The sequence below is a fragment of the Halomonas sp. V046 genome, assembly GCF_052645355.1.
Map to the genome: position 1 here is coordinate 115,504 of NZ_JBQXYF010000005.1, position 25,338 is coordinate 140,841.

The following is a 25,338-nucleotide window of genomic DNA, read 5'->3' on the forward strand; positions in this document are numbered from 1 at the left end:
AGAATCCGGGGCGCCTTGAAGCGACATTGCATCCCCTGTAGCGTTCCCAGGGTCAATTGTCATGATTTCTGTGCCAGACTGTCATGACAATGGCTGATCAATGTCGTCGTGCTGATACTAGCACTGCGACCAAGCTCCCGGTCAAAGGCTTTATTGACTCATGACAATTGACCTGAATCCCTACCTTGACGACAGCGGCCCCAAGTACCTGGCCATTGCGCGAGCATTATCGAGAGCCATCCGCTCCGGTGAACTGACGCCGGGCACCCGCCTGCCTCCGCATCGACAGCTGGCAGAGCACATGGGCGTCAGTGTTCAAACGGTATCGCGAGCCTATGCCCAGGCGGAAAAAATGGGCCTGGTTCAGGCCCGCATCGGCAGCGGCACCTGGATCAATGCCCTCGACGATGCGCGCGAATCTGCCTATCTCCACGCTCAGGAATCGCGCCCCGAGAGCCCTTTGATCGATCTGTCCATCGCTCACCCGGTGTGCCCACCTGCGCACCACCTGCGTTTCCGCCAGACCCTGGCGCAATTGGCCGAGACGGCCAGCCCCGACGTCATCACCGCCTGCCGCCCCATCGCCGGGCTACCGCATCAGCGTGAGCACGCCAGCCATTGGCTGGCCACGCGGCTCGGCATGCCGGGCGAGACCGATGATCGCGTCTTGTGCAATGGCACCGCCCACGGCCTGATGCTGGCCATTTCCAGCGTCGTCCAACACGGCGACCTGGTGCTGACCGAAGCGCTGACCGACCACGGCCTGATCGCACTGTCGCGGACGCTGGGCTTTCAACTGCGCGGCGTCGCCATCGATGGTCAGGGCATACTGCCCGATGCCCTGGATGCGGCCTGCCACCGGTTCAAGCCCCGCGCCGTGTGCCTGACGCCGACCCAACTCAACCCGACCGGTGCCACCATGGATGCGGCGCGCCGCGACCAGGTCGCGGCAGTGCTGGAACGCCACGGCGTATGGCTGATCGAGGATGATGTCCATGCCTTGCTCGAGCCGCCGGGTCTCACCCCCTTGAGCGCACGCGTACCGCATCTCGGGTTTCACGTCACCAGCCTGACCAAGTCGACCGTACCGGGCCTACGGGCGGGCTACCTGAGCGTGCCCAGGGGGCAGTTGCATCACACCCTGCCACGCCTTCGGGCCACCAGCTGGATGGCGACCCCGTTGATCTTCGAGATCGCCGACCGGTGGATCGCGGAGGGGACCGTGGAAGAGATGGCCGCGACCCAGCGTGAGTTGCTCGCCGAGCGCCAGCAACTGGCCGCCCGGCTGCTGCTCGAACACGGCCGCACCTCTCGCCCCACCAGCCTGCACCTGTGGCTGGCGCTTCCCGGGAGCTGGCGAGCCGAGGAGCTGCAGCAATTGGCCGAACAGGAAGGCCTGGCGATCACCACCGCGACACCGTTCATGGTCGAGCAGACGCCGGCCCCCCGCCGCATTCGCGTAAGCCTCGGGGCAGAAGCCGATATTCAGCGCCTGGAGGATGGCCTCAGGCGTCTCGCCAGGCTGCTGGATGACTCTCCGCCGCCGATGATGCAGATTGTCTACTGATTAACGCGGTCGCGGCCGACGTGGCTGGCCGAATGCCACCCCCTGTCATGTCGCGCCGCCGCCGGCCCCTGATTCTTCGACAACGGAGTTCCCATGCGCATTCTGGTTCATATCGACGACGCGGCAACCTGGCGTGACGCCCTGGCGGAGCGCCTTCCCGATGCCGAGATCGTGACCAGCCAAGACGATCCGGCCCTGCGCGCAGGCGTCGACTACCTGGCCGCCTGGAAGCCCGATGAGGCCTTGCTGCGCGACTGCACCAACGTGAAGGGCATCGTCAACCTCGGTGCCGGCGTCGACGCCTTGCTGGCCAACCCCGCGCTTCCCGCCGATGTGCCCATCGTCAAGCTGCGCGATGCCGGCATGGCCGACTTGATCGCCGACTACGTGCGCTATGGGGTGCTGCACTTTCAGCGCGATTTCGACCGCTACGCCCGCCAGCAGCGCACGGCCACCTGGCGCGAGCACGCGGTGATCGACAAGGCCGACTGGCCGGTGGGGGTACTGGGACTCGGCGCCATCGGTGCCAAGGTCGCCGCCAGCATCGCCGCCGACGGCTTCGCGGTGCATGGCTGGAGCCGCTCGCCCAAGCACCTCGATGGCATTACCTGCCACCACGGCGACGAGGGCCTCAACGCCCTGCTCAGTCACGTCCGTAGCCTGGTGCTGCTGTTGCCTGACACCCCGGACACGCGCCATATCATCAACGCCGATAGCCTGGCCCGCCTACCCGCCGGTGCCAGCCTGATCAACCCGGGCCGCGGCACCCTGATCGACGAGGCCGCCCTGCTCGCGGCACTCGGCGAAGGCGATACCGAAGGCCACCTGCGCGGCGCCCTGCTGGATGCCTTCCCGGCCGAGCCCCTGGCCGAGGACAGCCCGCTATGGCGCCACCCCAGGGTCCTGATCACCCCCCACATGGCCGGGCCGACGCCGCTCAAGGATGCCCTCGATCAGGTCGCCGACAGCCTCAGGGCCATGGCGGCGGGCGAGGCCATCGAGACCATCGACCGCTACGCCGGCTACTGACCCAGGCGTTGCCGGCACACCCTCGGCGCCCCTCACCGACCAGCCCTGACCGATCCGTCCTGACTGATCAGTCCTGGCCAGCAAACGGCCAGGTGGGCAGCCGGCCATCGTGAAATGTCGCCTACCACGAGGGCCGGTGCTGCCAACATCAAGAAAGGGCACATCGCTGGCGATGTGCCCTTTCTTGATGCCTCGGGATCGCCGAGTGGCTCGGACGCCCCGCCGCTTAGCCAGCGGGCGAGGCGTGTACGACGAACGAAGACGACGTCCCCCGGACGAAAGCCCCTAGACCTCGCCGAGCTTGTCCTGGGTGCGCGTTTCGAAGTCGCTGGCGTCGTGACGCTCGTGAAGCTGCTCCGCGGGTTCACCGAAGGTCCGGTTGACCATGCGACCGCGCTGAACCGCAGGACGCTCGGCGATACTCGCCGCCCAACGCTGCACGTTCTTGTACTCGTGCACGGAGAGAAACTCGCCAGCGTCGTACAGACGCCCTTCGGCCAGTGCTCCGTACCAGGCGTAGATCGCGATGTCGGCGATGGTGTAGTCGTCGCCGGCGATGTAGGTGGTCTCGGCCAGGGCGCGATCGAGCACATCGAGCTGACGCTTGGTTTCCATGGCAAAGCGATCGATCGGGTATTCCCACTTCTCCGGCGCGTAAGCATAGAAATGGCCGAAACCACCACCCAGGTAAGGCGCGGCGCCCATCTGCCAGAACAGCCAGTTGAGCGTTTCGGTGCGGCCCTTCAGATCCTTGGGGAGAAAGGCGCCGAACTTCTCGGCCAGGTACAGCAGAATCGATCCCGACTCGAAGAGCCGGGTCGGCGTCTCGGTGCTGTAATCCATGAGTGCCGGAATCTTCGAGTTGGGGTTGATCTCGACGAAGCCACTGCCGAACTGGTCCCCGTCACCGATCTTGATCAGCCAGGCATCGTATTCGGCACCCGCATGGCCCGCGGCCAGCAGCTCCTCCAGCAGAATGTTGACCTTGACCCCATTAGGGGTCGCCAAGGAGTAGAGCTGCAGGGGGTGCTTGCCGACCGGCAGTGTCTTGGCGTGGGTCGGCCCGGCGATGGGGCGATTGATGCTGGCGAACTGGCCGCCACTTTCGCTTTGCCACTGCCATACCTTGGGCGGCTGGTACTGATTGTCGTCGCTCATGATCATCCTTCTCCGAAAAAGAACACTGTCACGCCTATGCCTGGCGCCGGGCCAAACCCGGCATCATCGAGGCGAAAGACCCTTTCCCCAGGCTAGAGGAACACCAGCCAAAGCCCCAGCCCGACGCCGACCTGGCGCCACGAACGGACTCGCTGCGTCCAGTCAGTGGCGCCACCCGCGTCGACCTTACAGCTCTTGCTTGGTCGGACGCAGAATCAACTCGTTGACGTCCACATCGCCCGGTTGCTCGATGGCGAAGGCGATGGCCCGCGCCACGGCATCGGCGTCGATGGCCAGGGTATAGAGCTCATTGACCCCCTCGGCGGTCTGCTCATCGCTGATGGTCCGGGTCAGCTCGGTATTGACGGCCCCCGGCGAGATGTTGGTGGCGCGAATCTCACCACCGGACTCCTGGCGCAATCCTTCCGTGAGCGCCTTGACCGCATACTTGGTCGCGGAGTAGACGGCGGCGGCGGGAAACACCACGTGGCCGGCCACGGAAGACAGGTTGATCACGTGGCCATCGTGCTGCTCGCGCATGGTCGGCAGCACCGCGGCGATGCCGTACATCACGCCCTTGATGTTGACGTCGACCATCTGCTCCCACTCGTCGACCTTGAGCTTGTCCAGCGGCGACAGCGGCATCAGGCCGGCGTTGTTGACCAGCACATCGATGCGGCCGAACTCGTCCTTGGCGAGCTTGGCCAGGGCTTCCACCTGGGCGCGTTCGGTCACATCGGTGGACCGATAGACGACCTGAGCGCCTTCGCCACGCAGGCTCTCGGCGAGTTCCTTCAGACGCTCTTCGCGGCGCGCCCCCAGCACCAGCTTCGCGCCGCGCTTGGCCAAGCGCCGTGCGGTGGCCTCGCCGAGCCCACTGCTGGCCCCGGTGATGATGACAACCTTGTCTTGAATGCCATTGCTTGTGACGTCTTGCATGCTCATGAATCATCTCCTGTGAGACTTCGCGGGTGTCGTCGTGATGCGAGGGCGTCTGGGCTCTCGCCCAGACCGGCGGCGTCGCCTTACCTGCCCTCGTCGAGGAACGGATAGTCGAGGTAGCCCGCCTCGTCGCCACCGTAGAAGGTGTCGTAATCAGGCTCGTTCAGCGGCGCGCCCCGGCGCAAGCGCTCGGGCAGGTCCGGGTTGGCGATAAAGGGTCGACCGAAGGTCACAAGATCGGTCTTTCCGGCCGCGATGCGCTCCCGGGCCTCGTCGGCGCTGTAGGCGCCATTGGCGATATAGACGCCGGAGAAATTGGCCCGGATGGCGCTGATGATCGACTCTGGACGACCGTTCTCGTGGTTGCCCTGGAACGAGTCCTCGACCACCTCGAGATAGGCGATGGCGATATCATCGAGCCCCTTGGCCAACGCCGAGAAGGTCTCCTCGGGGTGTTGGTCGTGAACATCATTGAAGCTGCCCGTCGGGCTGATGCGCACACCGACGCGGCCCCCACCCCACACATCGACCACGGCCTGAACCACTTCCAGGGTCAGGCGCAGGCGGTTTTCCAGGCAACCGCCATAGGCATCGGTGCGCGCATTACTGTCGGACTTGAGAAACTGATCTAGCAGGTAGCCGTTGGCGGCGTGCACTTCAACGCCATCGAAACCGGCTTCGCGAGCGTTGACGGCTGCCGCACGATACTGGGCGATGATTCCCGGGATCTCATGGGTCTCAAGCGCCCTGGGCGTCGGGATCTCGACCATCCCGGATTCGGCACTAATGAAGGTCTTGGCGCCCTCGGGCTTGATCGCCGAAGGCGCGACCGGATCGGCGCCGCCAGGCTGCAGTTCGGGGTGGGAAATCCGCCCCACGTGCCATAGTTGAGCATGCATCCGCCCACCCGCGTCGTGCACCGCATCGGTGACCTTGCGCCAGCCCGCGATCTGCTCGGCGCTATGGATGCCGGGAGTGAAGGCATAGCCCTTGCCCTGGGGAGAGATCTGGGTCGCCTCGCTCAAGATCAGCCCGGCACCGGCCCGCTGGCGGTAGTACTCGACGTTGATGTCCTGGGGCACATCGCCTGGCTGGGCCGCGCGCGAGCGAGTCAGCGGGGACATCAGCACTCGGTGCGGCAAGGTGATATCGCCGAACGCCTGCGGGGTGAACAATGGGTCTTTCTCGCTGCTCATTTCACTACTCCTTCATGCTGAGATGTCGCTGCCGTCGGCGCGGCTCGCGCTCGAGGCCATCGACGCCGGTTGGCATCGCTCTGCGTGAGCCGTCACTGCATGGCGTCCCGGCGGAGCCTCGGCGTCTCGCCTCTGTCCGACGTTGACGCCGTGGTGACACGGCGGTGTAATCACGGCAACACGGTAGTTCATAGACCAGTCTACTAGATCATAGGCAAATGACCTCTTCGTGACCTGGCCTTTCAACCTTTCATGACTTAGCTTTTTCCGCCTTGCGCTGTGTTGCCAGACGCCGGGTGATGGCGAAAATCGTGCGCTGACCCGACGGTACCAGCTTCGCGCCTGACGCCACGGGTCCGCTGTCGAATCCGTTCGGTCGTATCGGGTCAGTGATCTGCGCAGGCCGCTATGCACTGCAGCAAGGTGTGCTCAAAGCCGTGCATCGGCTCACAGGTCTTGACCGTCTTGGCGCGCAATACTGCGCCTTGCCAACCCGCCAGGGTGAAGCTCGCCAGCGCCTCGGGGGTGATGTCATCACGAATGCTGCCGATCGACTGGCCTTCGCGAATGCAGTCGGCGAAATACCCCTCCCAACGCCTCAGGATACGGTCGAGGGCATCACGCAACTGATCACTCTGAGCCGACATTTCCTGGCCCAGGTTGCCGACGAGACACCCCTTGGTGTGATCGCACAGCGCCATGTCTGACCGTACCAAGGCAAAGTAGCCCTGGAGGCGCTCGAGAGGGGGGCTGCTGGAATGCACGAGCATCGATTCCAGGCGCGCATCATACTCTTCGGCGAAGGCCTCGATTACCGCTAACCCGAAAGCCTCCTTGCTCGCGAAGTAATGGTAAAAAGACCCCTTCGGCACTCCAGCGCTCTTGAGCACCGAATTGATGCCCGTGGCGTTGTAGCCGTACTCGGAGATGATGTCCATGCCGACCCGAATCAACAGGTCGCGGGTGGGAGTCTTGATAGTCATGGGTCGCACACTAGACCAGTCGTCTAGTGGCGTCAACCCCTGACCGGACCTGGCCCCTTCCCCACCTCGAGAAGGCGGCGGGGCCAGATCCGTTGCGGGGCTAGTGCTAGAGCAGTTCGTTGAGTTGACGCAGCCACTCGGGGTGAGCGGGCCAGGCGGGCGCAGTCACGAACTTGCCACAGGTGATCGCGTCGGTGACGTCGATATCGACGAACTCACCGCCGGCCAGACGCACTTCCGGGGCGCAGGCGGGATAGGCCGAGATGCGATGCCCCGACAGCGGTACCGCTGCGGCCAGCAGCTGAGCCCCGTGGCACACGGCTGCCACCGGCTTCTCGGTATCGACGAAGTGCCGCACCACCTCCAGCACCCGCTCATCCAGACGCAGATACTCCGGCGCCCGGCCACCGGGAATCACCAGGGCGTCGTAGTCATCGAGGGTGATATCGGCAAAGGTCTGGTTGAGGGCAAACAGGTGCCCAGGCTTTTCGGTATAGGTCTGGTCACCCTCGAAGTCGTGAATGGCGGTCTTTACCGTGCCCCCTTCCTCCTTGTCGGGGCATACCGCATCGACACGGTGCCCCATGGCTTGCAGCGCCTGGAACGGCACCATCACCTCGTAGTCTTCGACAAAGTCTCCCACGATCAACAGCAATCTAGCCATGATGCACTCCTCGACATAGAGATGATGAACTAGCATTTTCGCGGCGAGCCGCTCGGCCCACCTTCGCGTTGCAGCCTCGACGCCAGGGAGGCCGCGTACGTCCTGCAGCGTACCCGCTGAGAGCGGGCCTCGCCAGCCGAGGGAACCTTCGCGTCGCGACGCCCTCCCACTCCATGCACCCGCGCAGTTTTCGCCACGCCAATCACGGACGCCGCCATGCCGAACGCCCACCGCGCCCTGTCTCGCCTCTCTCTCACCGGCTTGCTCGTCAGCCTGGTGCTTCTCGCCGCCACCTGGATGCCGGCAAAGGCACAGGCCGGCGCCCCCCAGGCCTTTGATGCCCGCTACCACCTGAGCGTGGATGGCTGGCCCGACGCGACCATCCGTCATCACCTGTACCGAGAAGGCGACCACTGGCTCAGTGACATGCGTGCCCGGGTCGCCATCGCCGAAGGCCAGGAGACCGCCCGCTTCGCCGACGATGGCGACCGCTTGCGCTCGCTGAGCTATTCCAGCGGCTACACCCTGTTCGGCATGGGCAAGCGCTACTCGCTTGCACGCGATGAGTTGACTCGCCTGCCGGACCGCCAGACGGCGCTCGTTGCGCTCGCTCAACAGGTGCAGGAAGGCGCCTGCCAGAGCGACTGCCGGTTTTCTTACCTTGATCACAAAGGCGAGACCGAAACGCTTGTCTGGCGACGCCTCGCTGCCGTGCCGATCGAGGTCGACGACAAAACTGTCCCGGCCCCGACCATCGAACTCACGGAGCCCGGCAAGGAAGATCGCCGCATGATCATGAGCTTTCACCCGCGGCTACCAGGCCTGTTGCTCGGACTGAGCTACGACAAGCGCGGCGAGCGCATCAGCGAATTGAGCCTGATGGCGCTGGATACCGAGGGCGCAACCGACGCCAACTGAGAGCGCAACCGACGCCAACTGAGGGCGCAACCGACGCCAACTGAAGGAACCCTACTGTGCCCGTGGCCGGCGCCCCACCTTGGTCGACTTTCCCGGGATAATGAATTTGCATAGAGTATTCTCCTTTTGGCCGCCGCCTTGGCGGCCTCTTTCGTTACTCGAGAAAGGATGCTCGCTCTATGTTCAGCGGTCTGTTGATCGTTCTTCTGCCCCTGGTGCTCGGCTACCTGGTGCCCGTCCGCCGCGACGCCGTGATGGTCGCCATCAACCGCGGCGTCAGCGCCTCGATCTACGTGATTCTGCTGGCCATGGGTGTGAGCCTGGCCGGCCTCGACGACCTGGTTGGCCAACTGTCGCGCATGGGCGGCCAGGCGCTGACGCTGTTTGGCGTGATCTCGGCCTTCAACCTGGCGGCGCTGTGGTGGCTATCGCGCCGGCTCGGCCTCGATCTGGGCGAGGCCCGAGTCGTCGCCGGCGCGCCGACCAGCAAGCTCGCGGCCATGGCCGGCTCACTGTCGCTCGTCGCCGTGGTCATTGGCGGCATCCTGCTCGGCGTCGCGCTGGGAGCGGCCTTCGGCCCGGCGCCCTTCGCCATGGCCGAGACCTTGGCCGAGTGGGTGCTCTACGTGCTGCTAGCGCTGATCGGCTGCCAGCTACGCAACTCCGGCATGCCGTTAAAGCAGATCCTGCTCAACCGCCACGGCCTGTTCATCGCCGTGACCCTGGCCGCAAGCTCGCTGATTGGCGGGCTTGTCGCCGCCCCACTGTTGGATCTGAGCTGGAACGAAGGCCTGGCCATGGCCTCTGGCTTCGGCTGGTATTCGCTGTCCGGGATCTTGATCGGCGATCAGCTCGGCCCGTTGCTCGGTGGCGTCGCCTTCTTCAATGACCTGACCCGCGAGCTGCTGGCCTTCATTCTGATTCCGCTGGTGATCCGCCGCTATGCGCCGCTGGCCATCGGCTACGGAGGCGCCACATCGATGGATTTCACCCTGCCCGTCATCCAGCAGCACGGCGGCGTGGCCTGCGTGCCCATCGCCGTCGTCAGTGGCTTTCTGCTGTCGCTGCTGTCGCCACCGCTGATCCTGTTTCTGCTGTCGCTGTAGCCAAGGAACGGCGGATGAGACAGAGCCCCGGCAGCGCATGCGCGGTGGCCCCGACAACGCTCGCGACGACGGGCCGCCCGCAACGAATCCCGCGCTGGCTGACAGCGCGCCGGTGGGCGATTATGCTGGCCTCGACTCTTCACCGACCCGGATTCCTGCCGTGCCATCACACCATCGGCGCATCACGCTCAAGGACCTGGCTCATGAGCTCGGCGTCTCCACCGCCAGCGTGTCCAATGCCTTCAATCGGCCCGACCAGCTGTCGAGCACCCTGCGCAGCCACATCCTCAGCGAAGCCAAGCGCCTTGGCTACCAGGGCCCCGATGCCCGTGCCCGCAGCCTGCGTACCGGGCGCTCGCGGATCATCGCGGTGGTGCTGGCCGAAACCCTGACCTACAGCCTGAATGACGCCGTCTCCAGCGAGCTATTGTCCGGCGTCGCCGAGGTACTCGACGCCCACGGCCACACCCTGCTGTTGCTGTCGGGACGCCAGCCCGGCTCCGACCACCATCCGGGGTCGGCCAGCATGGCCGATGGCTTCATCGTCTACGGCCTGATGCCGAGCGATCATCTGCTCAGCGACTTGCCGCCTCAAAGCCCATTGGTGGCGGTAGACTTTCATGTCGAAGGCCGCCCCACGGTGCATATCGACAATGAACCGGCCTGTTATGCGATCGCCGATCACGCCCTGGCCCAGCGCCCAAAACGCATCGGTATCCTGTGCCTGCGGCTCACGGCCACGCCCCACAACGGTCCGCTGACCGACCAGCAGGAGTGGCTCAGCGCCGAGCGCACCATTACCCGCTCGCGCCTTGATGGCTTCTACCGGGCCATCGATCAGCACGGCATCCCGCGCGATCAGGTGCCGTTGTGGAACATCGAGGAGAACATCCATTCCGTGTGCGCGCCGGTCATCGAAGCGATTCTCGACCTGCCCGACGATGAGCGTCCGGACCTGCTGCTGTGCATGTCTGACCGTATCGCCCTGACCGCCCTGACCCTGGCCGAACAGCGCGGCATACGGGTTCCCGAGGATCTGCGCCTGACCGGCTTCGATGGCATCGAGGAGGGCCAGTATCGCGCCCCTCGCCTGACCACGGTGCGTCAGAACAGCAGCGAGAAGGGGCGCATGGCCGCACGCATGATCCTGGGCCTGGACGAGCCCACCGCGAGCCGCCTCGCCACCACGCTGATGATCGGCGAAAGCTGCCCCTGAGATCGGCCTCGGGGCCACCGCGGCTCTCGGATAGACGCGACTGCCTCCCCCATCCGCCCCCTGTCCAGCTGCACAAAGGTTGCATCATTATTGCGGCTTTCCGGCGCCTCACGGTGGCATGCTAGGGGCTGCGTCGCCATCCGGCGTCATCCGTCTGTGCGAGGAAGTCCCACATGTCCGCGAAACGCCTGCTTCGCCCAGCCTTCTCCCGGCTCGGCCTCAAGCTCTTCGCCATTATCCTGGTGGTCAATGTTGCCATCGCGGGCATCGTGTTCGTGGCGATTTCGCGCAGTCTCGATCAAGGCTTCATCGAGTACCTGGACCACGCCCAGACCCGCCGTGCCGAGACCCTGGCCGAGGGCCTTGGCGAGGCCTGGGCGCGGCGCCAGAACTGGCAGTGGCTGCGCCAGTCCCCACGCGCCTGGCACCACCTGGTGCGGCGCCAGCTATGGCCCGCCGACAGCCTGCCTCCGGCCAGTGTCGAGGGCAATCTTGGCGACCCCCGCGATTTCGTGCTGCACGACGAGAACGGCCTGCCGGTCATCGGCCTGCCGCCCAACACCAACGACGATGGCGCCGCCGACCTGCGCTGGCTGCCGGTACTCAGCGATGGGCGCCGGGTCGGCACCCTGGGCTATCGCCCCCCCGAGCAACTGATGGCACGCATGGACCGGCTGTTCCTGTCCCAGCAGCGCCGCAACCTCACCATCATCGTCATCGCCCTGGCCCTGACCTCACTGCTGCTGGCCGGCGCCCTGTCATGGTGGCTGGGGCGCCGAGCCCGCGGCATGACACTGGCGACTCGACGCCTCACCGAAGGCGACTACAGCATCCGCCTGCCCGAGCGCGGCCGCGACGAGCTGTCGAGCCTGTCCCACGACTTCAACGTGCTTGCCGAGACCCTGGAGGCCAGCCGCGAAGCGCGCTCACGCTGGGTATCGGACATCGCCCATGAGCTGCGCACGCCGCTGGCGGTGCTGCGCGGCGAGATCGAAGCCATGCAGGACGGCATCCGCGCCCTCGATCAGGACAATCTCTACTCGCTGGCCCAGGAGGTTGGCCAACTCGAGCGCCTGGTGGCCGATCTTCGCCTGCTATCGCAAAGCGATGCCGGGGCCCTGGAGGTCCAGCTCGCCCCCACCGACCTGGCCGACAGCCTGGCGCCGCGCCTGGAAGAGGCCCGAGGCTGGCTCGACGACAACGGGCTCGTGCTCGAGTCCCATATCGAGGGCCCGGCCTGGATCCGCGGCGACCTGCAGCGGCTGCGCCAGCTCTGGAATAACCTGCTCGACAATACCTGCGCCTATACCCAACAGCCCGGCCACCTGCGCGTGAGCCTGAGACGCCAGGGCGACCTGTGGGTGCTGACCTGGGAAGACACCGCCCCGGGGGTTCCCGAGAGCGAACTGCCGCGTCTCACCGAACGCCTCTATCGCGTCGAGGGCTCGCGCAACCGCGCCAGCGGTGGCAGCGGCCTGGGGCTACCCATCGCCATGGCGCTGGCGCGCGCCCACGACGCCCAGATGTCCCCCTCCCCTTCCGAGCTTGGCGGGTTATGCTGGAGCCTGAGCTTTCCGGCACTGCCCAACCACCTGCAGCACGAGGATGACCAATGACCGACACGGCTGGCCTCGACGACCGCATCCTGATCGTCGAAGACGAACCCAAGATCGCCCGCCTGGTGGCGGACTATCTCAAGGGCAGCGGCTACGAAAGCCACCACATCGACCATGGCGACCAAGTGATGCCGTGGCTACTCGAGGCCGAAGAGCGCCCCAGCCTGGTGCTGCTGGACCTGATGCTGCCGGGCACCGACGGACTCACCCTGTGCCGTGAGATCCGCCAGCGCTGGCCGCGTATCGCGGTGGTGATGCTGACGGCCAGGGTCGAGGAAGTCGACCGTCTGCTGGGCCTGGAGCTCGGCGCCGATGACTATATCTGCAAGCCCTTCAGCCCGCGGGAAGTGGTGGCCCGGGTCAAGGCGGTGCTGCGCCGCAGCCAGGCCCTGGACACCGAGGTGGCGCCATCCCACGACCTGGTCCTCGACGAGAGCGGCTGGCGTGCACTGGCCGACGGCCAGGACCTGGGTCTGACCGCGGTGGAGTTTCAATTGCTCAAGGTGATGATGCATTCCCCCGGGCGCATCTTCGCCCGCGAACAGCTAATGGACCACATGTATCGCGATCACCGCATCGTCTCTGAGCGCACCGTCGACAGCCACATCAAGAAGCTGCGCAAGAAGATCGCCGACACCTGGCCCGAGCGCGAAATCATTCGCTCGGTGTATGGTGTAGGCTACAAGTACCAGCCTGAGGAATAGCCTGAGGAGCCGGCCGAGGAAGTCCCTGAGGAAGCACCTGAGGAATAGCCCCTGGAAGAGCGTCCCGGCGACTGGCCTAGGCGACGCCCGGGCCCTGATCGTAACGGAGTTGCCATGACCGCCTCGGTCTCATCCCGCTTTCTACGTGACCCGGCGCTGCCATTCATCGAAGCGCGCCTGGTAGCCGATGGCAACGCCTTGAGCCACGCCCCCCATAGCCACGACTGCCACTCCTTCGGCGCCATTACCTCCGGTCGTTCGCACTACTGGAACCGGGGCAAGGCCCGCGAGGTGAGCCGCGGCGACATCGTGGTGATCAACCCCGAGGACCGCCACGCCTGCAATGCCCAGCAGGGCAGGCCCTGGGGATATCATATGCTCTACGTGGACAGCCAGTGGCTGGCCGAACGTTGCCCGCCCGCGGCTGGCGCTGCTTATCAGGACGTGCCGATGTTCTCGGCACTGACCAGCCGCAACCCGCGCCTGCACCAAGCCATCATGGCCATGAGCCATGCGCTTGCCGACGACGACGGCTCACGGCTGGAGCGCGACAGCCAGGCCGAGCTTCTCGCCGAGCACCTGACCCGATCACTTCGCACACGGCCTCACTCGCAGACGGCTCCGACGCGGCTTGCCCGCGCCCTGGAGCTGCTTGAAGAAAAGTGGGCCAGCGACCTGCGCCTCAGCGAGCTCTGCTCGGCGGCCGAATGCAGCGCCACGAGCCTGATTGCGGCCTTCCGCCAGCATCATGGGTTGACCCCCCACGCCGCCCTGATCGACCTGCGCGTGCGCCATGCCCGCCGCCGGCTGCGTGACGGCGAGCCCATCGCCGGCGTCGCCCAGGCCTGCGGCTTCGCCGACCAGGCCCACCTGCAGCGTACCTTCAAGCGATTGCTGGCGACGACCCCGGGGCACTATCTCGGTCGACGCTAGCGCCGCCGCCCAACCACTCAAGCCCCCCGCCATCCCCTGCCGCCTTCAGCGAGGCGCCGGCAAGGCCAGGGCTACCCCAGCAGCAGAATCCCGGCACTCAGGGCCAATAGTCCTGCCAGAGCACGGTTCATGCCTTGCATCCGCCGCGGCGACGAGACCCACTGACTCAAACGGCTTCCTGCCAGCGCCCACAGGCCGATCGACAGCGCACACAGACTGCCCCACAGCAGGGCAAACGCGGTCACCAGCACCAGGTTACCGTCGGCCACGAAGGCTCCCATCCCCGCCGCCGATGCCAGCCAGGCCTTGGGGTTCAACCACTGCATCAAGGCCCCGGTACCGGCACCGGCGGGTTCGCTTGACGTTTCGATATCGAGCTCGCCATCGCTGCACGCCAGGCGCCAGGCCAACCAGACGAGGAAGGCCACACCGCCCAGACGAACGACCTGGCGCAGCAGCGGCACCCGCTCCCACAACTCGATCATGCCGAGCCCGATCAGCCACAACAGCACGGTGAAGCCGGCACTCGCCCCCAGCACCAGGGGCAAGGATCGGCGCCAGCCCACCCGCATGGCCGTCGACAGCACCAGCAGGTTAACCGGGCCCGGCGAGATCGACGCCGCCACGGCAAAGGCCGACATGGACAGCAACAAGGACAACGACATGGTCATGGCGACAGCTCCGTCACAAGAAGACGCCATGATGGCGTAGCGTCGCCGCCCGATATTGAACGAAATTTCAGCCGTGCCGACGACACCGTCACTTGCCTTGTCTCTGCACATTCGCTGCATCGCACTTGCACGACCGAGGAGGACAGTAGCAAGCGTCAACCCAGGGCCAACCGGCCCATATAACACCAAAGCGCAACGCTGAAGGAGACACACCATGAAGCACCTCTTCACTCGCAAGGCTCTGATCCCTGCCGTGCTGTCCGCCGCGCTACTGCCCGTTTCCATGGGCGCCCTCGCCGGCGAGAAGGCCGCCGACCACGACGCGGGACCGCGCCACGACGGCGGGCCTCATGAAATGCGCGGTGAGCTGTTCGACCGTGCCGGCATCGACGCCGACACCCGCGAAGCGCTGAAGCAGACCGGCATCGAGCACCGTGACGCCCTGCAGGAACTCAACGCCGAGTACCGCAGTGAGCGCCAGGCGATCCTCGGCGAGGACGGCATGGCGGCCCTCAAGCAGGCCGGCCAGGAGCTGCGCGACGAGCGTACGACGGCCCTGATGGACGAATGGCAGCTGTCCGACGCCGACCGTGAGCAGCTGATGCAGACCCGCGAGTCGCTCCACGCCAGCATCCAGTCGCTGCGCTCCGAAGACTTCGAGAACCGCGAGCAGCGCCGCCAGGCCTGGGAAGAGCTGCGCGAGAGCCACCACGCCCAGCTCGCCGAAATCCTCAGCGAAGAGCAGATCCAGGAGCTCAAGCACACCATGATGCCTCGCGGTCATGCGGGCCACGGTGACCATGAAGGACGCGGTGGCCATCACGGTGGCGACCATCGCGACGGCGGAGAACACCAGGCCGAACCGTCGGCCAAGGGCTAACCCTTCGCCACCTTGCCTGACGCCTGTTCGGCAAACGGCTAGCCAGAAGCCCCGTATTGGGCGCCATGGTCAAGACGCCACCCTCGCTCGCGGGGGTGGCGTTTGCGGTTGTATCAAGGCAAGGCTGCCTCCTTGTCATGCCCTTCGCCATCGAGAACGCGGGCATCCCCCACCTTCCCCGCCACGCCTGGCGAACGACCGCCTGCGGCTTGGCGCAGGTGCCCGCACCTTTCTACGTTCACCCACGATGCCTCGCATGCCCGATCTGCGTCGGGCGGGTGCCAGGCGGGACCCGATATCAGCGATCTCGGCCGGACCGCCACAGCTGCCGCGGCGACAACGCACCTCGGTCCACGCCACTCTCGACACCATCGGCTCGCCCCTCACTCGCCCCTTCACTCAGCCCTTCACTCAGCCCTGCACTCGACGCTTCACTCGACCCGCACTCGACCCGCACTCGACCCGTACTCGCCCCTTCACTCAGCCCTGCACTCGCCCCGCACACGACACGGCATACGTCCATCGCCGGAATTCGGGGTTGAACCCCTCGCCTCAGAACTGTATTTTATTGAACGTTCAATCAATAAAATTCTGTCTCATCACCCTGACGAGACAGCACGAGGATCACCACGGTGATTCGCGTGGAGCACGACGAGATGCGCCGCACCGCAATCGCCCGCCCGGTATCGGAACGACCACCGGGCAACGTCCACCAGCCTTATTTTAATCATTCAGACAATTAAAATAAGGCTGTGTGTAAAGGAACTCGACAGGCAGCGCCAGGAGCGCGCACCGGTGACACCAGACTCCCTGCTTGCGCTTCGCAGGGCATGAGCCGCTGGCCCTTCGGGTCAGCCCCGGCGCCTTCATGCCTCGCCAAGCCAGGTGGTGATTCGGCGACTCGCGTTCTCACTTCAACCACACGGGAGCTCGTGCATGTCACATAGCGAAGATGCGCCATCATCCCGCGATCGCCTCAATCCGGCCGTGTTTCACGGTTCGGTCATCGGCATCGCGATCTTTCTGATTGCCACCATGACCTTCACCAAGCAGGCTGGCGCCTTGTTCGACGCCGGCCTGGCCTGGGTCAACGACACCTTCGGCTGGTACTACATGCTCGCCGCGGTCGCCTATCTGGTCTTTGTGCTGGCGATCAGCTTCTCGCGCGTGGGCAACATTCGCCTTGGGCCCGACCACTCGCGGCCAGAGTTCTCGTTGTTATCCTGGGCCTCGATGCTCTTCGCCGCGGGCATCGGCATCGACCTGCTGTTCTTCTGTGTCGCCGAGCCACTCTCGCACTACCTGGCGCCACCGGATATGGCGCCGGAAAGCGCCGCGGCCCTGCGTCAGGCCGTGCCCCAGACGTTCCTCCATTGGGGCCTGACCGGCTGGGGCATGTACGTGCTGATGGGCATGGCTCTGGCCTACTTCAGCTATCGCCATCGCCTGCCCCTGGCGATTCGCAGCGCGCTTTATCCGCTGCTCGGCAAGCGCATCTATGGGCCGATCGGCAACGCCGTGGACATCACGGCGGTCATTTCCACCGTGTTCGGCATCGCCACCAGCCTCGGCATCGGCGTCATCCAGTTGAACTACGGTCTCAACTTCATGTTCGACATCCCCGAGAGCCTGGCGACCCAGATCGTTCTGATCGTCATCGTCGTGATCCTCGCCACCGTCTCGGTGGTCACCGGTGTCGAGAAGGGCATCCGCCGGCTGTCGGAGTTCAACATGCTGCTGGCAGCCGGCCTGCTGCTGTTCGTGCTGTTCGAAGGGCACACGCTCAACCTGCTCAACGCCCTGGTGTTGAACATCGGCGATTACTTCTCTGGCTTCGTGTCCAAAAGCTTCGATACCTACGCCTTCGCCGGCGATGATGCCCAGCAGTGGAAGGGCTGGTGGACGATCTTCTTCTGGGGCTGGTGGATCGCCTGGACCCCCTTCGTCGGCCTGTTCCTGGCGCGTATTTCGCGCGGCCGCACCATCCGTCAGTTCGCCATGGGCGCGCTCTTGATTCCGCTCGGCTTCATGATGGCCTGGATGTCGATCTTCGGTAACGCCGGCATCGACATGGTCGCCAACGACGGACTCGCCGTGCTCGGCGAACAGGCGCTGAACACGCCGCAGTCCACAATCTACACCTTCCTCGAACAGTACCCGTACATCGATATCACCGCCTCGGTTGTCACCCTGCTCGGTGTGGTGTTCTTCGTCACCTCGGCGGACTCCGGCGCCCTGGTGCTGGCTAACTTCACCTCGATCCTGCGCGACGTGAACCACGACGCACCGATTCGCCTGCGCATCTTCTGGGCCGCGGTGATCGGACTGATCACCATCGCCCTGCTGATGGCCAACGGCCTCGATGCCCTGCAAAGCGCCGTGGTGATCACCGCCCTGCCCTTCTCGCTGGTGATGTTCGCCATCATGGTCGGGCTCACCCGGGCCCTGCGCATGGAGACGGACAAGGCCGACGCCCGCAAGCTGGTCGCCGCCAGCGGCGAAGGTGGCAACTGGCGCGAGCGGCTCGACCGTGCCCTCGACACCTCCAACCGTGCAGGCGCCGGCGCAACCATCGAGCACGCCCTGCGTCCCGGCCTGAAGCAGTTCGTCCTGGAGCTTACCCAGCGGGGCCAGAGTGCGAGCCTCAGCGAAGCGCAGGTCGAAGGCGAGCCGCTGCCACGCCTGACCCTGCAGGTGGACTTCAACGAAATGCCGAGCTTCGTCTATCAGGTACGCCCGCATCGCATGCGCACGCCAAGCTTTCTGCCAGTGGACGACGACTACTACCTGCGCCTGGACGTGCACCTCGCCGAAGGCAGCCTCGGCCAGAACCTCAACGGCTACAGCCGAGGTCAGGTGATCGACGACGTACTCGGCGAATACGAGCGCCACCTGCAGTTTCTCGCCGTGACTCGAGCAGACGGCAGCGTGACCCACGCCATGCCGGGCTCCATCGGCGAGCCGCCCGAAGGTGCCACCCAAGGCTGAGTACCCGGCACCGCCGGTGCGGAGAGGTCTCTCGACTGAAAGCGGCGGCCCGAGGGTCGCCGCTTTTTTCGCGCCCCGTATTGCAGCAGGCCAAGCCAACGAGGCACTCTTCATGACAGTCGGTCTCATGACAGTCGGTCTCATGACAGTCGGTCTCATGACAGTCGGCCTCATGACAGTCTGCCCTGGAGAAAACGCCCGATGGCTCCCTCATCCCCACGCACCCCGTTGCGGTCAAGCGATGACATCCGCTACTACCACGCCCACCTGTACTACGGCGATACCGAGGGGCTAGCCAAGGCCGAAGCCCTGGCCGGCGCCTGCGCCAAGCGCTTCGACGTTCGCGTCGGCCGCTTTCACGAGCGACCGGTAGGGCCTCACCCGATGTGGAGTTGTCAGCTGTCCTTCTCTCCCGAGACCTTCGCCGACATCGTGCCATGGCTGGCCATGAACCGTGGCGACCTCGATGTCTTCGTCCATCTCGGCACGGACGACGACCTCTTCGACCACACCCAGGGAGTGATATGGCTAGGCGAGAGCCATCCACTGAACCTCAGCGTCTTCGCCAGCGACTAGGGCATCCTGCTTCAACAACGCAACTCCCAGCCCGCACACGTAGAACCATATCTCGGTCTGAACCCCGAAGCCCCACTCGGAGCCCGTGAAACCATCGCTGCCGAAGTCATCGCCGGCGCTATCGTCATTCAACTCGTCGTCCCAGTCGCTGCAAGCGACAAAGCAGCGAATCTCGGGACGCTTGCCGAACCCACCCACCATCGGTTTGAACGTCGGTGCGATGGCGAAGCGGGTATAACCGCCGGAAGCGGCATTGCCAAGATCCTCACGATCCAGGTTCATGTACTGATAGCTGACCTCGTACCGCATCTCGACGTTGGGTCTCATCGGACATCTGCGGAAGGTACTTGATGTCGATGTGCAGGCCGCCTGGTTCGTAGTCCCAAAAAGCCTTGGCAGCCTGCTCGTTGTCCTCTTGGTCCTGGCGTGCCTTTTCAGCAAGCGTCGGCAGCCCCGACGTCTTTTTAGCATCCGGTGCAAGGCAGCACTTTTGCTACTCCCTGTCGAGGGTGGCCAGGAGGTTATGACGCCTGTGAGCACGCTCATATACGGAGTCTTGGTGTCGCCACCGGCGAATGGCCATATCGATGCCCCCAAAGCGCTCCGCCAGTGCCGTATCCGGGGGCAGGAGCGGCCTGGATCTCGGCAAGCACGTTGGGTACCGACGTCATTTGCTAATGCAGCTTGATGTCCAGGCTGAACCAGAGTGTTGCACACCCTCGGACGAACTGACGAAAAAGGCTTCTGGCAACAATCCACAGATAGTCCCCTTTCGCCAATTGAACATCCGATCCCCTTCAACTGCCTCGTGATAACATCCAGCTAGATGAGCGATCCATGGAATGGAGAACCACGATAATGTCTAGAAGTTCTGCCGGCATAGTCAGCGTTGTGGCATTGGCCCTGACGGCTTGCGATGATAGCGAGTCCAGCCAGGCGCCGGATGTAAATGAACCGGCCAACCAGCAAGCCGTCGAGGCGTTGATCCAGAAGACCATGGACAATATGGTCTTTGTCGAGGGCGGTAGCTTCGAGATGGGCGATTTCGGCCCTATCGACCCGAAGGCTGAAGGGCTACCTTACAGCCCACACATGGACAATAAGTATCTGCATACGGTAACGCTCGACAGCTATTCCATCGCAGCCTATCAAGTTTCCTATGCGGATTACGATGTTTATTCGGAGGCAACAGGCCAAGAAAGGATCAATATTTCCGGCATTGAGAAAGACTATCGAGCTCCCAATGTCCCTGCGGGAGTCGACTGGTATCAGGCACGTGACTACTGCCAGTGGCTGGCGGATCAATCTGGGCTGCCATTTTCCCTGCCAACGGAGGCACAGTGGGAATATGCAGCGCGCTCACGAGGGCAGTTTTATCCCTTTGGCACGGAAGATGGAAGCTATATGAAGCCAGGCGAAAATTTTCCTACGCGAGAGGAGATAAAATCCAGTACACCTTCCGGACAGACAGGCCCTCACACCATAGGGCTTTATCCATCCAATTCCCTCGGGGTGTATCAGATGGGGCTAAATGGTCTCGAGTGGGTCAGTGACTGGTATGATGAAAATTACTATAGCATTTCACCTGAAGAAAACCCAACTGGCCCTGTCAGTGGTGAGCATAAAGTAGAGCGAGGAGCTCCTTTTTCTGAAGGTGGTAGAGCGATGCTCGTTATCAACCGGAGAAAATCCAACCCAAATCTCATTCACACGAATCCAAGAGGAGAGGAATATCAAGGTTCTTATCGGACAAGTACTGCAAGATGCGCCTTACAGATGAAAGATCCTATCTAAGTGGTTAAGTGGTTAGTCATGTATCATTACTGACTCGTCGGAGAAGAATTTCAAGGTATCTTTTTTCAGTTTTTCATCGCCGCAATCGGTGGCTGACGGTGTAGTGATTTTTGCTGGATGCCGTGATCGCAGAGCCAACAGTAGCACTTGAACATTTGCTCAGACCCCTCCATGGATTTATACCGCCGAGTCGCCATCACATCGCTGATGCGGCCGTTGAAACGCTCGATCATCCTGTTGGCCTAGGGCTGCCCCGGGCGGATGAATCGGCATTCCATATGAGGCTATTCCCAGGTTTTGTGGCAGAGTTTCTTCCCTGTTAGCTTGCGTTCGCTACCCGATGTAGAGCGATCAATAAAGCACTTCTCGTTATCTGCCAACACCTCTTGGTGCCTTGACCGGGGCCATATTGATAATGCAATGTCAACGTCAGTAAAATTTACCCAAGAAAAGTGTCCCCCTTTACGAACTTATAATACCGGTGTAGGCATGTAAGGGCGATCATATACGTCGTCTCGACGTCGCCACCAGCGGGTGGTCATATTGCCGCCCCCAAAGCGCTCTGCCAGGGCCGTATCCGGGGGCAGGAGCGGCCTAGATCCCGGCAAGCACGTTGGGTACCGACATCGCTTGCTTATGCAGCTTGATGTCCAGGCTGAACCAGAGAGTTGAACACCCTCAGACGAACTGACGAAGAAGGCTCCTGGCAGCAATCAATGGACAGCGCTCTTTCGCCAATTGAACATCCGATCCCCTTCAACTGCCTCGTGATAACATCAAGCTAGATGAGCGATCCATGGAATGGAGAACCACGGTGATGTCTAGAAGTTCTGCCGGCATAGTCAGCGTTGTGGCATTGGCCCTGACGGCTTGCGATGATAGCGAGTCCAGCCAGGCGCCGGATGTAAATGAGCCGGCCAACCAGCAAGCCGTCGAGGCGTTGATCCAGAAGACCATGGACAATATGGTCTTTGTCGAGGGCGGTAGCTTCGAGATGGGCGATTTCGGCCCTATCGACCCGAAGGCCGAAGGGCTACCCTATACCACCGACACCGACAACAAACCTTTGCATACGGTAACGCTCGACAGCTATTCCATCGCAGCCTATCAAGTCTCTTATGCGGATTACGATGTTTATTCGGAGGCAACGGGGAGAGAAAAAATCAATACCGAAGGCTTCGATGGGAAGTATCGCGCACCAGATGTCCCCGCAGGTGTAGATTGGTATCAGGCGCGTGATTATTGCCAATGGCTAGCCAAGCAGACAGGATTTCCTTTCGCCCTACCGACAGAAGCTCAATGGGAATATGCCGCTCGCTCGCGAGGTGGCTTCTACCCATTTGCAACGAATGATGGTTTGTTGGAACAAGGACGGAATTTTCCCACACTGGACGAAGTCAGGGAAAGCACGCCTGCCAATCGCATATCGTCACCACATACGATAGGCCTATATCCTCCCAACCCACTTGGGGTGTATCAAATGGGGCTTAATGGTTTCGAATGGGTCAGCGACTGGTATGACGATAACTATTATCAGAATTCTCCTGAGCACAACCCAAAAGGCCCTCCATCTGGTGAGGAACGGGTGGAACGAGGAGCATCTTATGGGGAGCGTGCACGAGCAAAGCTCGTTGTCAATAGAAGGAGTTCTCTTCCAGACGCCTCGGCGGTCCTTCCAAACGGAGAAATAATGAACGGTCCCTACATGAATCATACGTCGCGTTGTGCTGTGAACCTTGACTCCCCTCTTCAGAAACCTCAGCAAACTCAAGAAATTGATCAGAAAAACTTGTAACCTCCCTAAAGCACAACCACCCACCAGACAAGATCACCACGGTTTGCCAACACCCTAAAGAGAGTTCTCGACATATCGACTCACAGAGGGTCAAGGGAATAGGTTCCCGACCACTACCTCGTGGTAACATCAAGCTAGATGAGCGATCCATGGAACGGAGAACCACGATAATGTCTAGAAGTTCTGCCGGCATAGTCAGCGTTGTGGCATTGGCCCTGACGGCTTGCGATGATAGCGAGTCCAGCCAGGCGCCGGATGTAAATGAGCCGGCCAACCAGCAAGCCGTCGAGGCGCTGATCCAGAAGACCATGGACAATATGGTCTTTGTCGAGGGCGGTAGCTTCGAGATGGGCGATTTTGGTCCTATCGACCCGAAGGCCGAAGGGCTACCCTATACCACCGACACCGACAACAAACCTTTGCATACGGTAAACCTGGATAGCTATTCCATCGCAGCCTATCAAGTTTCCTACGCGGATTATGACGTTTATTCGGAGGCAACAGGTCAAGAAAGGATCAATACTGCCGGCATTGAGAAAGACTATCGAGCTCCCAATGTCCCTGCGGGAGTCGACTGGTATCAGGCACGCGACTACTGCCAGTGGCTGGCGGATCAATCTGGGCTGCCATTTTCCCTGCCAACGGAGGCACAGTGGGAATATGCAGCGCGCTCACGAGGGCAGTTTTTTCCGTTTGCCACCGATAATGGCTTAATCGAGAGAGGGAGAAACTACCCAACCAGAGAGGAAATAAAAGAGAGTACCCCAGCGGGAGATCTTTTTTCACCTTCCACCATTGGAGTGTATCCTCCCAACCCAGCCGGGGTTTACCAGATGGGACTAAATGGCTTCGAGTGGGTCAGTGATTGGTATGCTGAGGATTATTACTCATCGTCACCGGAACGTAACCCAACAGGTCCAGAGTCAGGTGAGATGAAAGTGAAAAGGGGGTCATCTTTTGGCGAAACCGGCAGAGCAAAGTTAGTTATCAACCGGAGACAATCTTTTCCAGATGCATCTATATCATCCCCCTCAGGAGAGTTAGAAAACGGGGCGAGGCGAAGCCATACATTTCGATGTATCACTACTCCCGAGACCTGAATCTTAGAGAAACTTCACGCTTGACCAAACTCACCGCCAAAAACAATGCACTGAGTTTGGTTTTCACAAGGCCGATTATAGCGACTACTCCTTTCGCATTGGAAACATCATGAAAACGCATAATCATTAACAACCGATATTCCAACTGATGACTTTTCTATCACCCTGCCATCGAGGTATTTACGCATTTCCTAACAACCAGTCGAAACAGATTTTTTACGTCTACTGACCTTGTTATCGGCCTTCATCTCCGCCTTTCCATTAAATCAATCCACCTCCCCATCCAGTCCACTTGCACCATAGATCTAACGTGTTCACTGCGTATGGTGTGCAGGAACCAAGGGGGGATCACACCATCATCTACCGAAACTTGAGACCTCCCTAAAGCACAACCACCCACCAGACAAGATCACCACGGTTTGCCAACACCCTAAAGCGAGTTCTCGACATGTCGACTCACAAAAAGAGGATCAGGGAAATGGTTTCCTGACCACTATCATGTGGTAATATCAAGCTAGATGAGCGATCCAATGGAATGGAGAACCACGGTGATGTCTAGAAGCTCTGCCGGCATAGTCAGCGTTGTGGCATTGGCCCTGACGGCGTGCGATGATAGCGAGTCCAACCAGGCGCCGGATGTAAATGAGCCGGCCAACCAGCAAGCCGTCGAGGCGCTGATCCAGAAGACCATGGACAATATGGTCTTTGTCGAGGGCGGTAGCTTCGAGATGGGAGATTTCGGTCCTATCGACCCGAAGGCCGAAGGGCTACCCTATACCACCGACACCGACAACAAACCTTTGCATACGGTGACGCTCGACAGCTATTCCATCGCAGCGCATCAAGTCTCTTATGCGGATTATGATATTTATTCGGAGGCAACGGGGAGGGAAAAAATCAATACCGAAGGCTTCGATGGGAAGTATCGCGCACCAGATGTCCCCGCAGGGGTAGATTGGTATCAGGCGCGTGATTATTGCCAATGGCTAGCCGAGCAGACGGGAGTTTCTTTCGCCCTACCGACAGAAGCTCAATGGGAATATGCCGCTCGCTCGCGAGGTGGCTTCTACCCATTTGCAACGAATGATGGGTTATTGGAGCGAGGCCGAAACTTCCCCACGCTGGACGAAGTCAGGGAAAGCACGCCTGCCAACGAAATAATATCGCCGCACACTATTGCACTATACCCATCCAATCCGCTTGGAACGTACCAAATGGGAACTAATGGCTTTGAATGGGTAAGTGACTGGTATGATGAAAACTACTACAACCACTCTCCAAAGAAAAACCCTAAGGGCCCTGACGCTGGAGAATTTAAAGTTCGCCGGGGATCCTCATTTGGGGAAACAGGGCGTGCAAAACTTACAATCAATAGAAGAATAGCTTACCCTAACCTGTCTATTACTCAACCTAATCCGGCACTTACAAAGGAACCTTCATATGACAGTACTTTCCGCTGCGCCACGAATTAAAAAACAGGCCTCAAATTAAAAAAACAATAT

At 62.0% G+C, this 25,338-nt stretch carries 23 protein-coding genes and 1 pseudogene; 15 read left to right on the forward strand and 9 right to left on the reverse strand.

Annotated features, from left to right (window positions below):
* The first annotated feature begins 160 nt into the window (after positions 1-160).
* Positions 161-1,567 carry a MocR-like ectoine utilization transcription factor EhuR gene (gene ehuR / locus ACUN9Y_RS08165; protein ID WP_445460195.1) on the forward strand — a complete coding sequence of 469 codons (1,407 nt, stop codon included), beginning with the start codon at positions 161-163 and terminating at the stop codon, positions 1,565-1,567.
* Positions 1,568-1,660: 93 nt separating this feature from the next.
* Positions 1,661-2,596, forward strand: a complete 936-nt coding sequence (locus ACUN9Y_RS08170) for a 2-hydroxyacid dehydrogenase (protein ID WP_445460196.1) — start codon at positions 1,661-1,663, stop codon at positions 2,594-2,596.
* 285 nt (positions 2,597-2,881) lie between these two features.
* Here the strand turns inward: ACUN9Y_RS08170 and yghU are convergent, their stop codons facing one another.
* The 5 genes from yghU to ACUN9Y_RS08195 all read right to left on the reverse strand — a co-directional run bounded on the left by yghU (position 2,882) and on the right by ACUN9Y_RS08195 (position 7,539).
* Positions 2,882-3,754, reverse strand: coding sequence for a glutathione-dependent disulfide-bond oxidoreductase (gene yghU / locus ACUN9Y_RS08175; protein WP_445460197.1), 873 nt, complete (start codon positions 3,752-3,754; stop codon positions 2,882-2,884).
* Between the two features lie 186 nt (positions 3,755-3,940).
* Complete coding sequence (locus ACUN9Y_RS08180) at positions 3,941-4,699, reverse strand: SDR family oxidoreductase (RefSeq protein WP_445460198.1); 759 nt, start codon at positions 4,697-4,699, stop codon at positions 3,941-3,943.
* An 80-nt stretch (positions 4,700-4,779) separates the two neighbouring features.
* Positions 4,780-5,892 carry an alkene reductase gene (locus ACUN9Y_RS08185; protein ID WP_445460199.1) on the reverse strand — a complete coding sequence of 371 codons (1,113 nt, stop codon included), beginning with the start codon at positions 5,890-5,892 and terminating at the stop codon, positions 4,780-4,782.
* A gap of 386 nt (positions 5,893-6,278) precedes the next feature.
* On the reverse strand, positions 6,279-6,875 hold the full coding sequence (locus ACUN9Y_RS08190) for a TetR family transcriptional regulator C-terminal domain-containing protein (protein WP_445460200.1): 597 nt from the start codon (positions 6,873-6,875) through the stop codon (positions 6,279-6,281).
* A 106-nt stretch (positions 6,876-6,981) separates the two neighbouring features.
* Positions 6,982-7,539 (reverse strand): DJ-1/PfpI family protein, encoded by a 558-nt coding sequence (locus tag ACUN9Y_RS08195; RefSeq protein ID WP_445460201.1) that lies wholly within the window; start codon positions 7,537-7,539, stop codon positions 6,982-6,984.
* 216 nt (positions 7,540-7,755) lie between these two features.
* Between ACUN9Y_RS08195 and ACUN9Y_RS08200 the strand changes: the two genes are divergently transcribed.
* The 6 genes from ACUN9Y_RS08200 (at position 7,756) to ACUN9Y_RS08225 (ending at position 14,032) form a co-directional block, all read left to right on the forward strand.
* Positions 7,756-8,457 (forward strand): hypothetical protein, encoded by a 702-nt coding sequence (locus ACUN9Y_RS08200; RefSeq protein ID WP_445460202.1) that lies wholly within the window; start codon positions 7,756-7,758, stop codon positions 8,455-8,457.
* Between the two features lie 179 nt (positions 8,458-8,636).
* On the forward strand, positions 8,637-9,563 hold the full coding sequence (locus ACUN9Y_RS08205; RefSeq protein WP_445460203.1) for a lysine exporter LysO family protein: 927 nt from the start codon (positions 8,637-8,639) through the stop codon (positions 9,561-9,563).
* Positions 9,564-9,723: 160 nt separating this feature from the next.
* The gene (locus ACUN9Y_RS08210; RefSeq protein WP_445460204.1) at positions 9,724-10,779 is read left to right on the forward strand and encodes a LacI family DNA-binding transcriptional regulator; all 1,056 of its coding nucleotides are present in this window, start codon (positions 9,724-9,726) and stop codon (positions 10,777-10,779) included.
* A 173-nt stretch (positions 10,780-10,952) separates the two neighbouring features.
* Positions 10,953-12,395: an ATP-binding protein gene (locus ACUN9Y_RS08215; RefSeq protein ID WP_445460205.1), complete on the forward strand. Its 1,443-nt coding sequence runs from the start codon at positions 10,953-10,955 to the stop codon at positions 12,393-12,395.
* The gene (locus ACUN9Y_RS08220; protein ID WP_445460206.1) at positions 12,392-13,099 is read left to right on the forward strand and encodes a response regulator; all 708 of its coding nucleotides are present in this window, start codon (positions 12,392-12,394) and stop codon (positions 13,097-13,099) included. Before ACUN9Y_RS08215 ends, ACUN9Y_RS08220 begins: the two co-directional genes overlap by 4 nt.
* 114 nt (positions 13,100-13,213) lie before the next feature.
* Complete coding sequence (locus ACUN9Y_RS08225) at positions 13,214-14,032, forward strand: AraC family transcriptional regulator (RefSeq protein ID WP_445460207.1); 819 nt, start codon at positions 13,214-13,216, stop codon at positions 14,030-14,032.
* 71 nt (positions 14,033-14,103) lie between these two features.
* Here ACUN9Y_RS08225 and ACUN9Y_RS08230 read toward each other — a convergent pair whose 3' ends face one another.
* Positions 14,104-14,703 carry a LysE family translocator gene (locus ACUN9Y_RS08230; protein WP_445460208.1) on the reverse strand — a complete coding sequence of 200 codons (600 nt, stop codon included), beginning with the start codon at positions 14,701-14,703 and terminating at the stop codon, positions 14,104-14,106.
* A 214-nt stretch (positions 14,704-14,917) separates the two neighbouring features.
* On the opposite strand from ACUN9Y_RS08230, the gene ACUN9Y_RS08235 reads away from it, so the two are divergent.
* The 3 genes from ACUN9Y_RS08235 (at position 14,918) to ACUN9Y_RS08245 (ending at position 19,147) form a co-directional block, all read left to right on the forward strand.
* Positions 14,918-15,583, forward strand: coding sequence for a hypothetical protein (locus tag ACUN9Y_RS08235; RefSeq protein WP_445460209.1), 666 nt, complete (start codon positions 14,918-14,920; stop codon positions 15,581-15,583).
* 936 nt (positions 15,584-16,519) lie between these two features.
* Complete coding sequence (gene betT, locus ACUN9Y_RS08240) at positions 16,520-18,571, forward strand: choline BCCT transporter BetT (RefSeq protein ID WP_445460210.1); 2,052 nt, start codon at positions 16,520-16,522, stop codon at positions 18,569-18,571.
* 201 nt (positions 18,572-18,772) lie between these two features.
* On the forward strand, positions 18,773-19,147 hold the full coding sequence (locus tag ACUN9Y_RS08245) for a DOPA 4,5-dioxygenase family protein (RefSeq protein WP_445460211.1): 375 nt from the start codon (positions 18,773-18,775) through the stop codon (positions 19,145-19,147).
* On the opposite strand, the gene ACUN9Y_RS08250 is transcribed toward ACUN9Y_RS08245, so the two are convergent.
* Both ACUN9Y_RS08250 and ACUN9Y_RS08255 read right to left on the reverse strand, forming a co-directional pair.
* Positions 19,100-19,474 (reverse strand): carbohydrate porin, encoded by a 375-nt coding sequence (locus ACUN9Y_RS08250; protein WP_445460212.1) that lies wholly within the window; start codon positions 19,472-19,474, stop codon positions 19,100-19,102. The two genes, ACUN9Y_RS08245 and ACUN9Y_RS08250, sit on opposite strands and share 48 nt — an antisense overlap.
* A pseudogene (locus ACUN9Y_RS08255) lies at positions 19,458-19,818 on the reverse strand (IS481 family transposase); the annotation flags it as partial. The pseudogene ACUN9Y_RS08255 and the gene ACUN9Y_RS08250, both read right to left, overlap by 17 nt.
* 187 nt (positions 19,819-20,005) lie before the next feature.
* Between ACUN9Y_RS08255 and ACUN9Y_RS08260 the strand changes: the two are divergent.
* Positions 20,006-20,941: a formylglycine-generating enzyme family protein gene (locus ACUN9Y_RS08260; RefSeq protein ID WP_445460213.1), complete on the forward strand. Its 936-nt coding sequence runs from the start codon at positions 20,006-20,008 to the stop codon at positions 20,939-20,941.
* A gap of 65 nt (positions 20,942-21,006) precedes the next feature.
* On the opposite strand, the gene ACUN9Y_RS08265 is transcribed toward ACUN9Y_RS08260, so the two are convergent.
* A complete protein-coding gene (locus ACUN9Y_RS08265) occupies positions 21,007-21,174 on the reverse strand; it encodes a hypothetical protein (protein WP_445460214.1) in 168 nt (55 codons plus the stop codon).
* Positions 21,175-21,737: 563 nt separating this feature from the next.
* Between ACUN9Y_RS08265 and ACUN9Y_RS08270 the strand changes: the two genes are divergently transcribed.
* The 3 genes from ACUN9Y_RS08270 to ACUN9Y_RS08280 all read left to right on the forward strand — a co-directional run bounded on the left by ACUN9Y_RS08270 (position 21,738) and on the right by ACUN9Y_RS08280 (position 25,308).
* Positions 21,738-22,736 (forward strand): formylglycine-generating enzyme family protein, encoded by a 999-nt coding sequence (locus ACUN9Y_RS08270; protein ID WP_445460215.1) that lies wholly within the window; start codon positions 21,738-21,740, stop codon positions 22,734-22,736.
* A gap of 170 nt (positions 22,737-22,906) precedes the next feature.
* Positions 22,907-23,836 carry a formylglycine-generating enzyme family protein gene (locus tag ACUN9Y_RS08275; protein ID WP_445460216.1) on the forward strand — a complete coding sequence of 310 codons (930 nt, stop codon included), beginning with the start codon at positions 22,907-22,909 and terminating at the stop codon, positions 23,834-23,836.
* A 530-nt stretch (positions 23,837-24,366) separates the two neighbouring features.
* The gene (locus tag ACUN9Y_RS08280; protein WP_445460217.1) at positions 24,367-25,308 is read left to right on the forward strand and encodes a formylglycine-generating enzyme family protein; all 942 of its coding nucleotides are present in this window, start codon (positions 24,367-24,369) and stop codon (positions 25,306-25,308) included.
* Positions 25,309-25,338 lie beyond the last annotated feature (30 nt).

Excerpts from the sequence above, each read along its gene's own strand:
- betT (WP_445460210.1), top strand. The coding sequence starts at position 16,520 with ATGTCACATAGCGAAGATGCGCCATCATCCCGCGATCGCCTCAATCCG.
- ACUN9Y_RS08280 (WP_445460217.1), top strand. The coding sequence starts at position 24,367 with ATGGAATGGAGAACCACGGTGATGTCTAGAAGCTCTGCCGGCATAGTC.
- ehuR (WP_445460195.1), top strand. The coding sequence starts at position 161 with ATGACAATTGACCTGAATCCCTACCTTGACGACAGCGGCCCCAAGTAC.
- ACUN9Y_RS08205 (WP_445460203.1), top strand. The coding sequence starts at position 8,637 with ATGTTCAGCGGTCTGTTGATCGTTCTTCTGCCCCTGGTGCTCGGCTAC.
- yghU (WP_445460197.1), bottom strand. The coding sequence starts at position 3,754 with ATGAGCGACGACAATCAGTACCAGCCGCCCAAGGTATGGCAGTGGCAA.
- ACUN9Y_RS08170 (WP_445460196.1), top strand. The coding sequence starts at position 1,661 with ATGCGCATTCTGGTTCATATCGACGACGCGGCAACCTGGCGTGACGCC.
- ACUN9Y_RS08270 (WP_445460215.1), top strand. The coding sequence starts at position 21,738 with ATGGAATGGAGAACCACGGTGATGTCTAGAAGTTCTGCCGGCATAGTC.
- ACUN9Y_RS08275 (WP_445460216.1), top strand. The coding sequence starts at position 22,907 with ATGTCTAGAAGTTCTGCCGGCATAGTCAGCGTTGTGGCATTGGCCCTG.
- ACUN9Y_RS08220 (WP_445460206.1), top strand. The coding sequence starts at position 12,392 with ATGACCGACACGGCTGGCCTCGACGACCGCATCCTGATCGTCGAAGAC.
- ACUN9Y_RS08250 (WP_445460212.1), bottom strand. The coding sequence starts at position 19,474 with ATGAGACCCAACGTCGAGATGCGGTACGAGGTCAGCTATCAGTACATG.
- ACUN9Y_RS08245 (WP_445460211.1), top strand. The coding sequence starts at position 18,773 with ATGGCTCCCTCATCCCCACGCACCCCGTTGCGGTCAAGCGATGACATC.
- ACUN9Y_RS08230 (WP_445460208.1), bottom strand. The coding sequence starts at position 14,703 with ATGACCATGTCGTTGTCCTTGTTGCTGTCCATGTCGGCCTTTGCCGTG.
- ACUN9Y_RS08260 (WP_445460213.1), top strand. The coding sequence starts at position 20,006 with ATGTCTAGAAGTTCTGCCGGCATAGTCAGCGTTGTGGCATTGGCCCTG.
- ACUN9Y_RS08200 (WP_445460202.1), top strand. The coding sequence starts at position 7,756 with ATGCCGAACGCCCACCGCGCCCTGTCTCGCCTCTCTCTCACCGGCTTG.
- ACUN9Y_RS08190 (WP_445460200.1), bottom strand. The coding sequence starts at position 6,875 with ATGACTATCAAGACTCCCACCCGCGACCTGTTGATTCGGGTCGGCATG.
- ACUN9Y_RS08180 (WP_445460198.1), bottom strand. The coding sequence starts at position 4,699 with ATGAGCATGCAAGACGTCACAAGCAATGGCATTCAAGACAAGGTTGTC.
- ACUN9Y_RS08225 (WP_445460207.1), top strand. The coding sequence starts at position 13,214 with ATGACCGCCTCGGTCTCATCCCGCTTTCTACGTGACCCGGCGCTGCCA.
- ACUN9Y_RS08185 (WP_445460199.1), bottom strand. The coding sequence starts at position 5,892 with ATGAGCAGCGAGAAAGACCCATTGTTCACCCCGCAGGCGTTCGGCGAT.
- ACUN9Y_RS08235 (WP_445460209.1), top strand. The coding sequence starts at position 14,918 with ATGAAGCACCTCTTCACTCGCAAGGCTCTGATCCCTGCCGTGCTGTCC.
- ACUN9Y_RS08215 (WP_445460205.1), top strand. The coding sequence starts at position 10,953 with ATGTCCGCGAAACGCCTGCTTCGCCCAGCCTTCTCCCGGCTCGGCCTC.
- ACUN9Y_RS08265 (WP_445460214.1), bottom strand. The coding sequence starts at position 21,174 with ATGATCGAGCGTTTCAACGGCCGCATCAGCGATGTGATGGCGACTCGG.
- ACUN9Y_RS08195 (WP_445460201.1), bottom strand. The coding sequence starts at position 7,539 with ATGGCTAGATTGCTGTTGATCGTGGGAGACTTTGTCGAAGACTACGAG.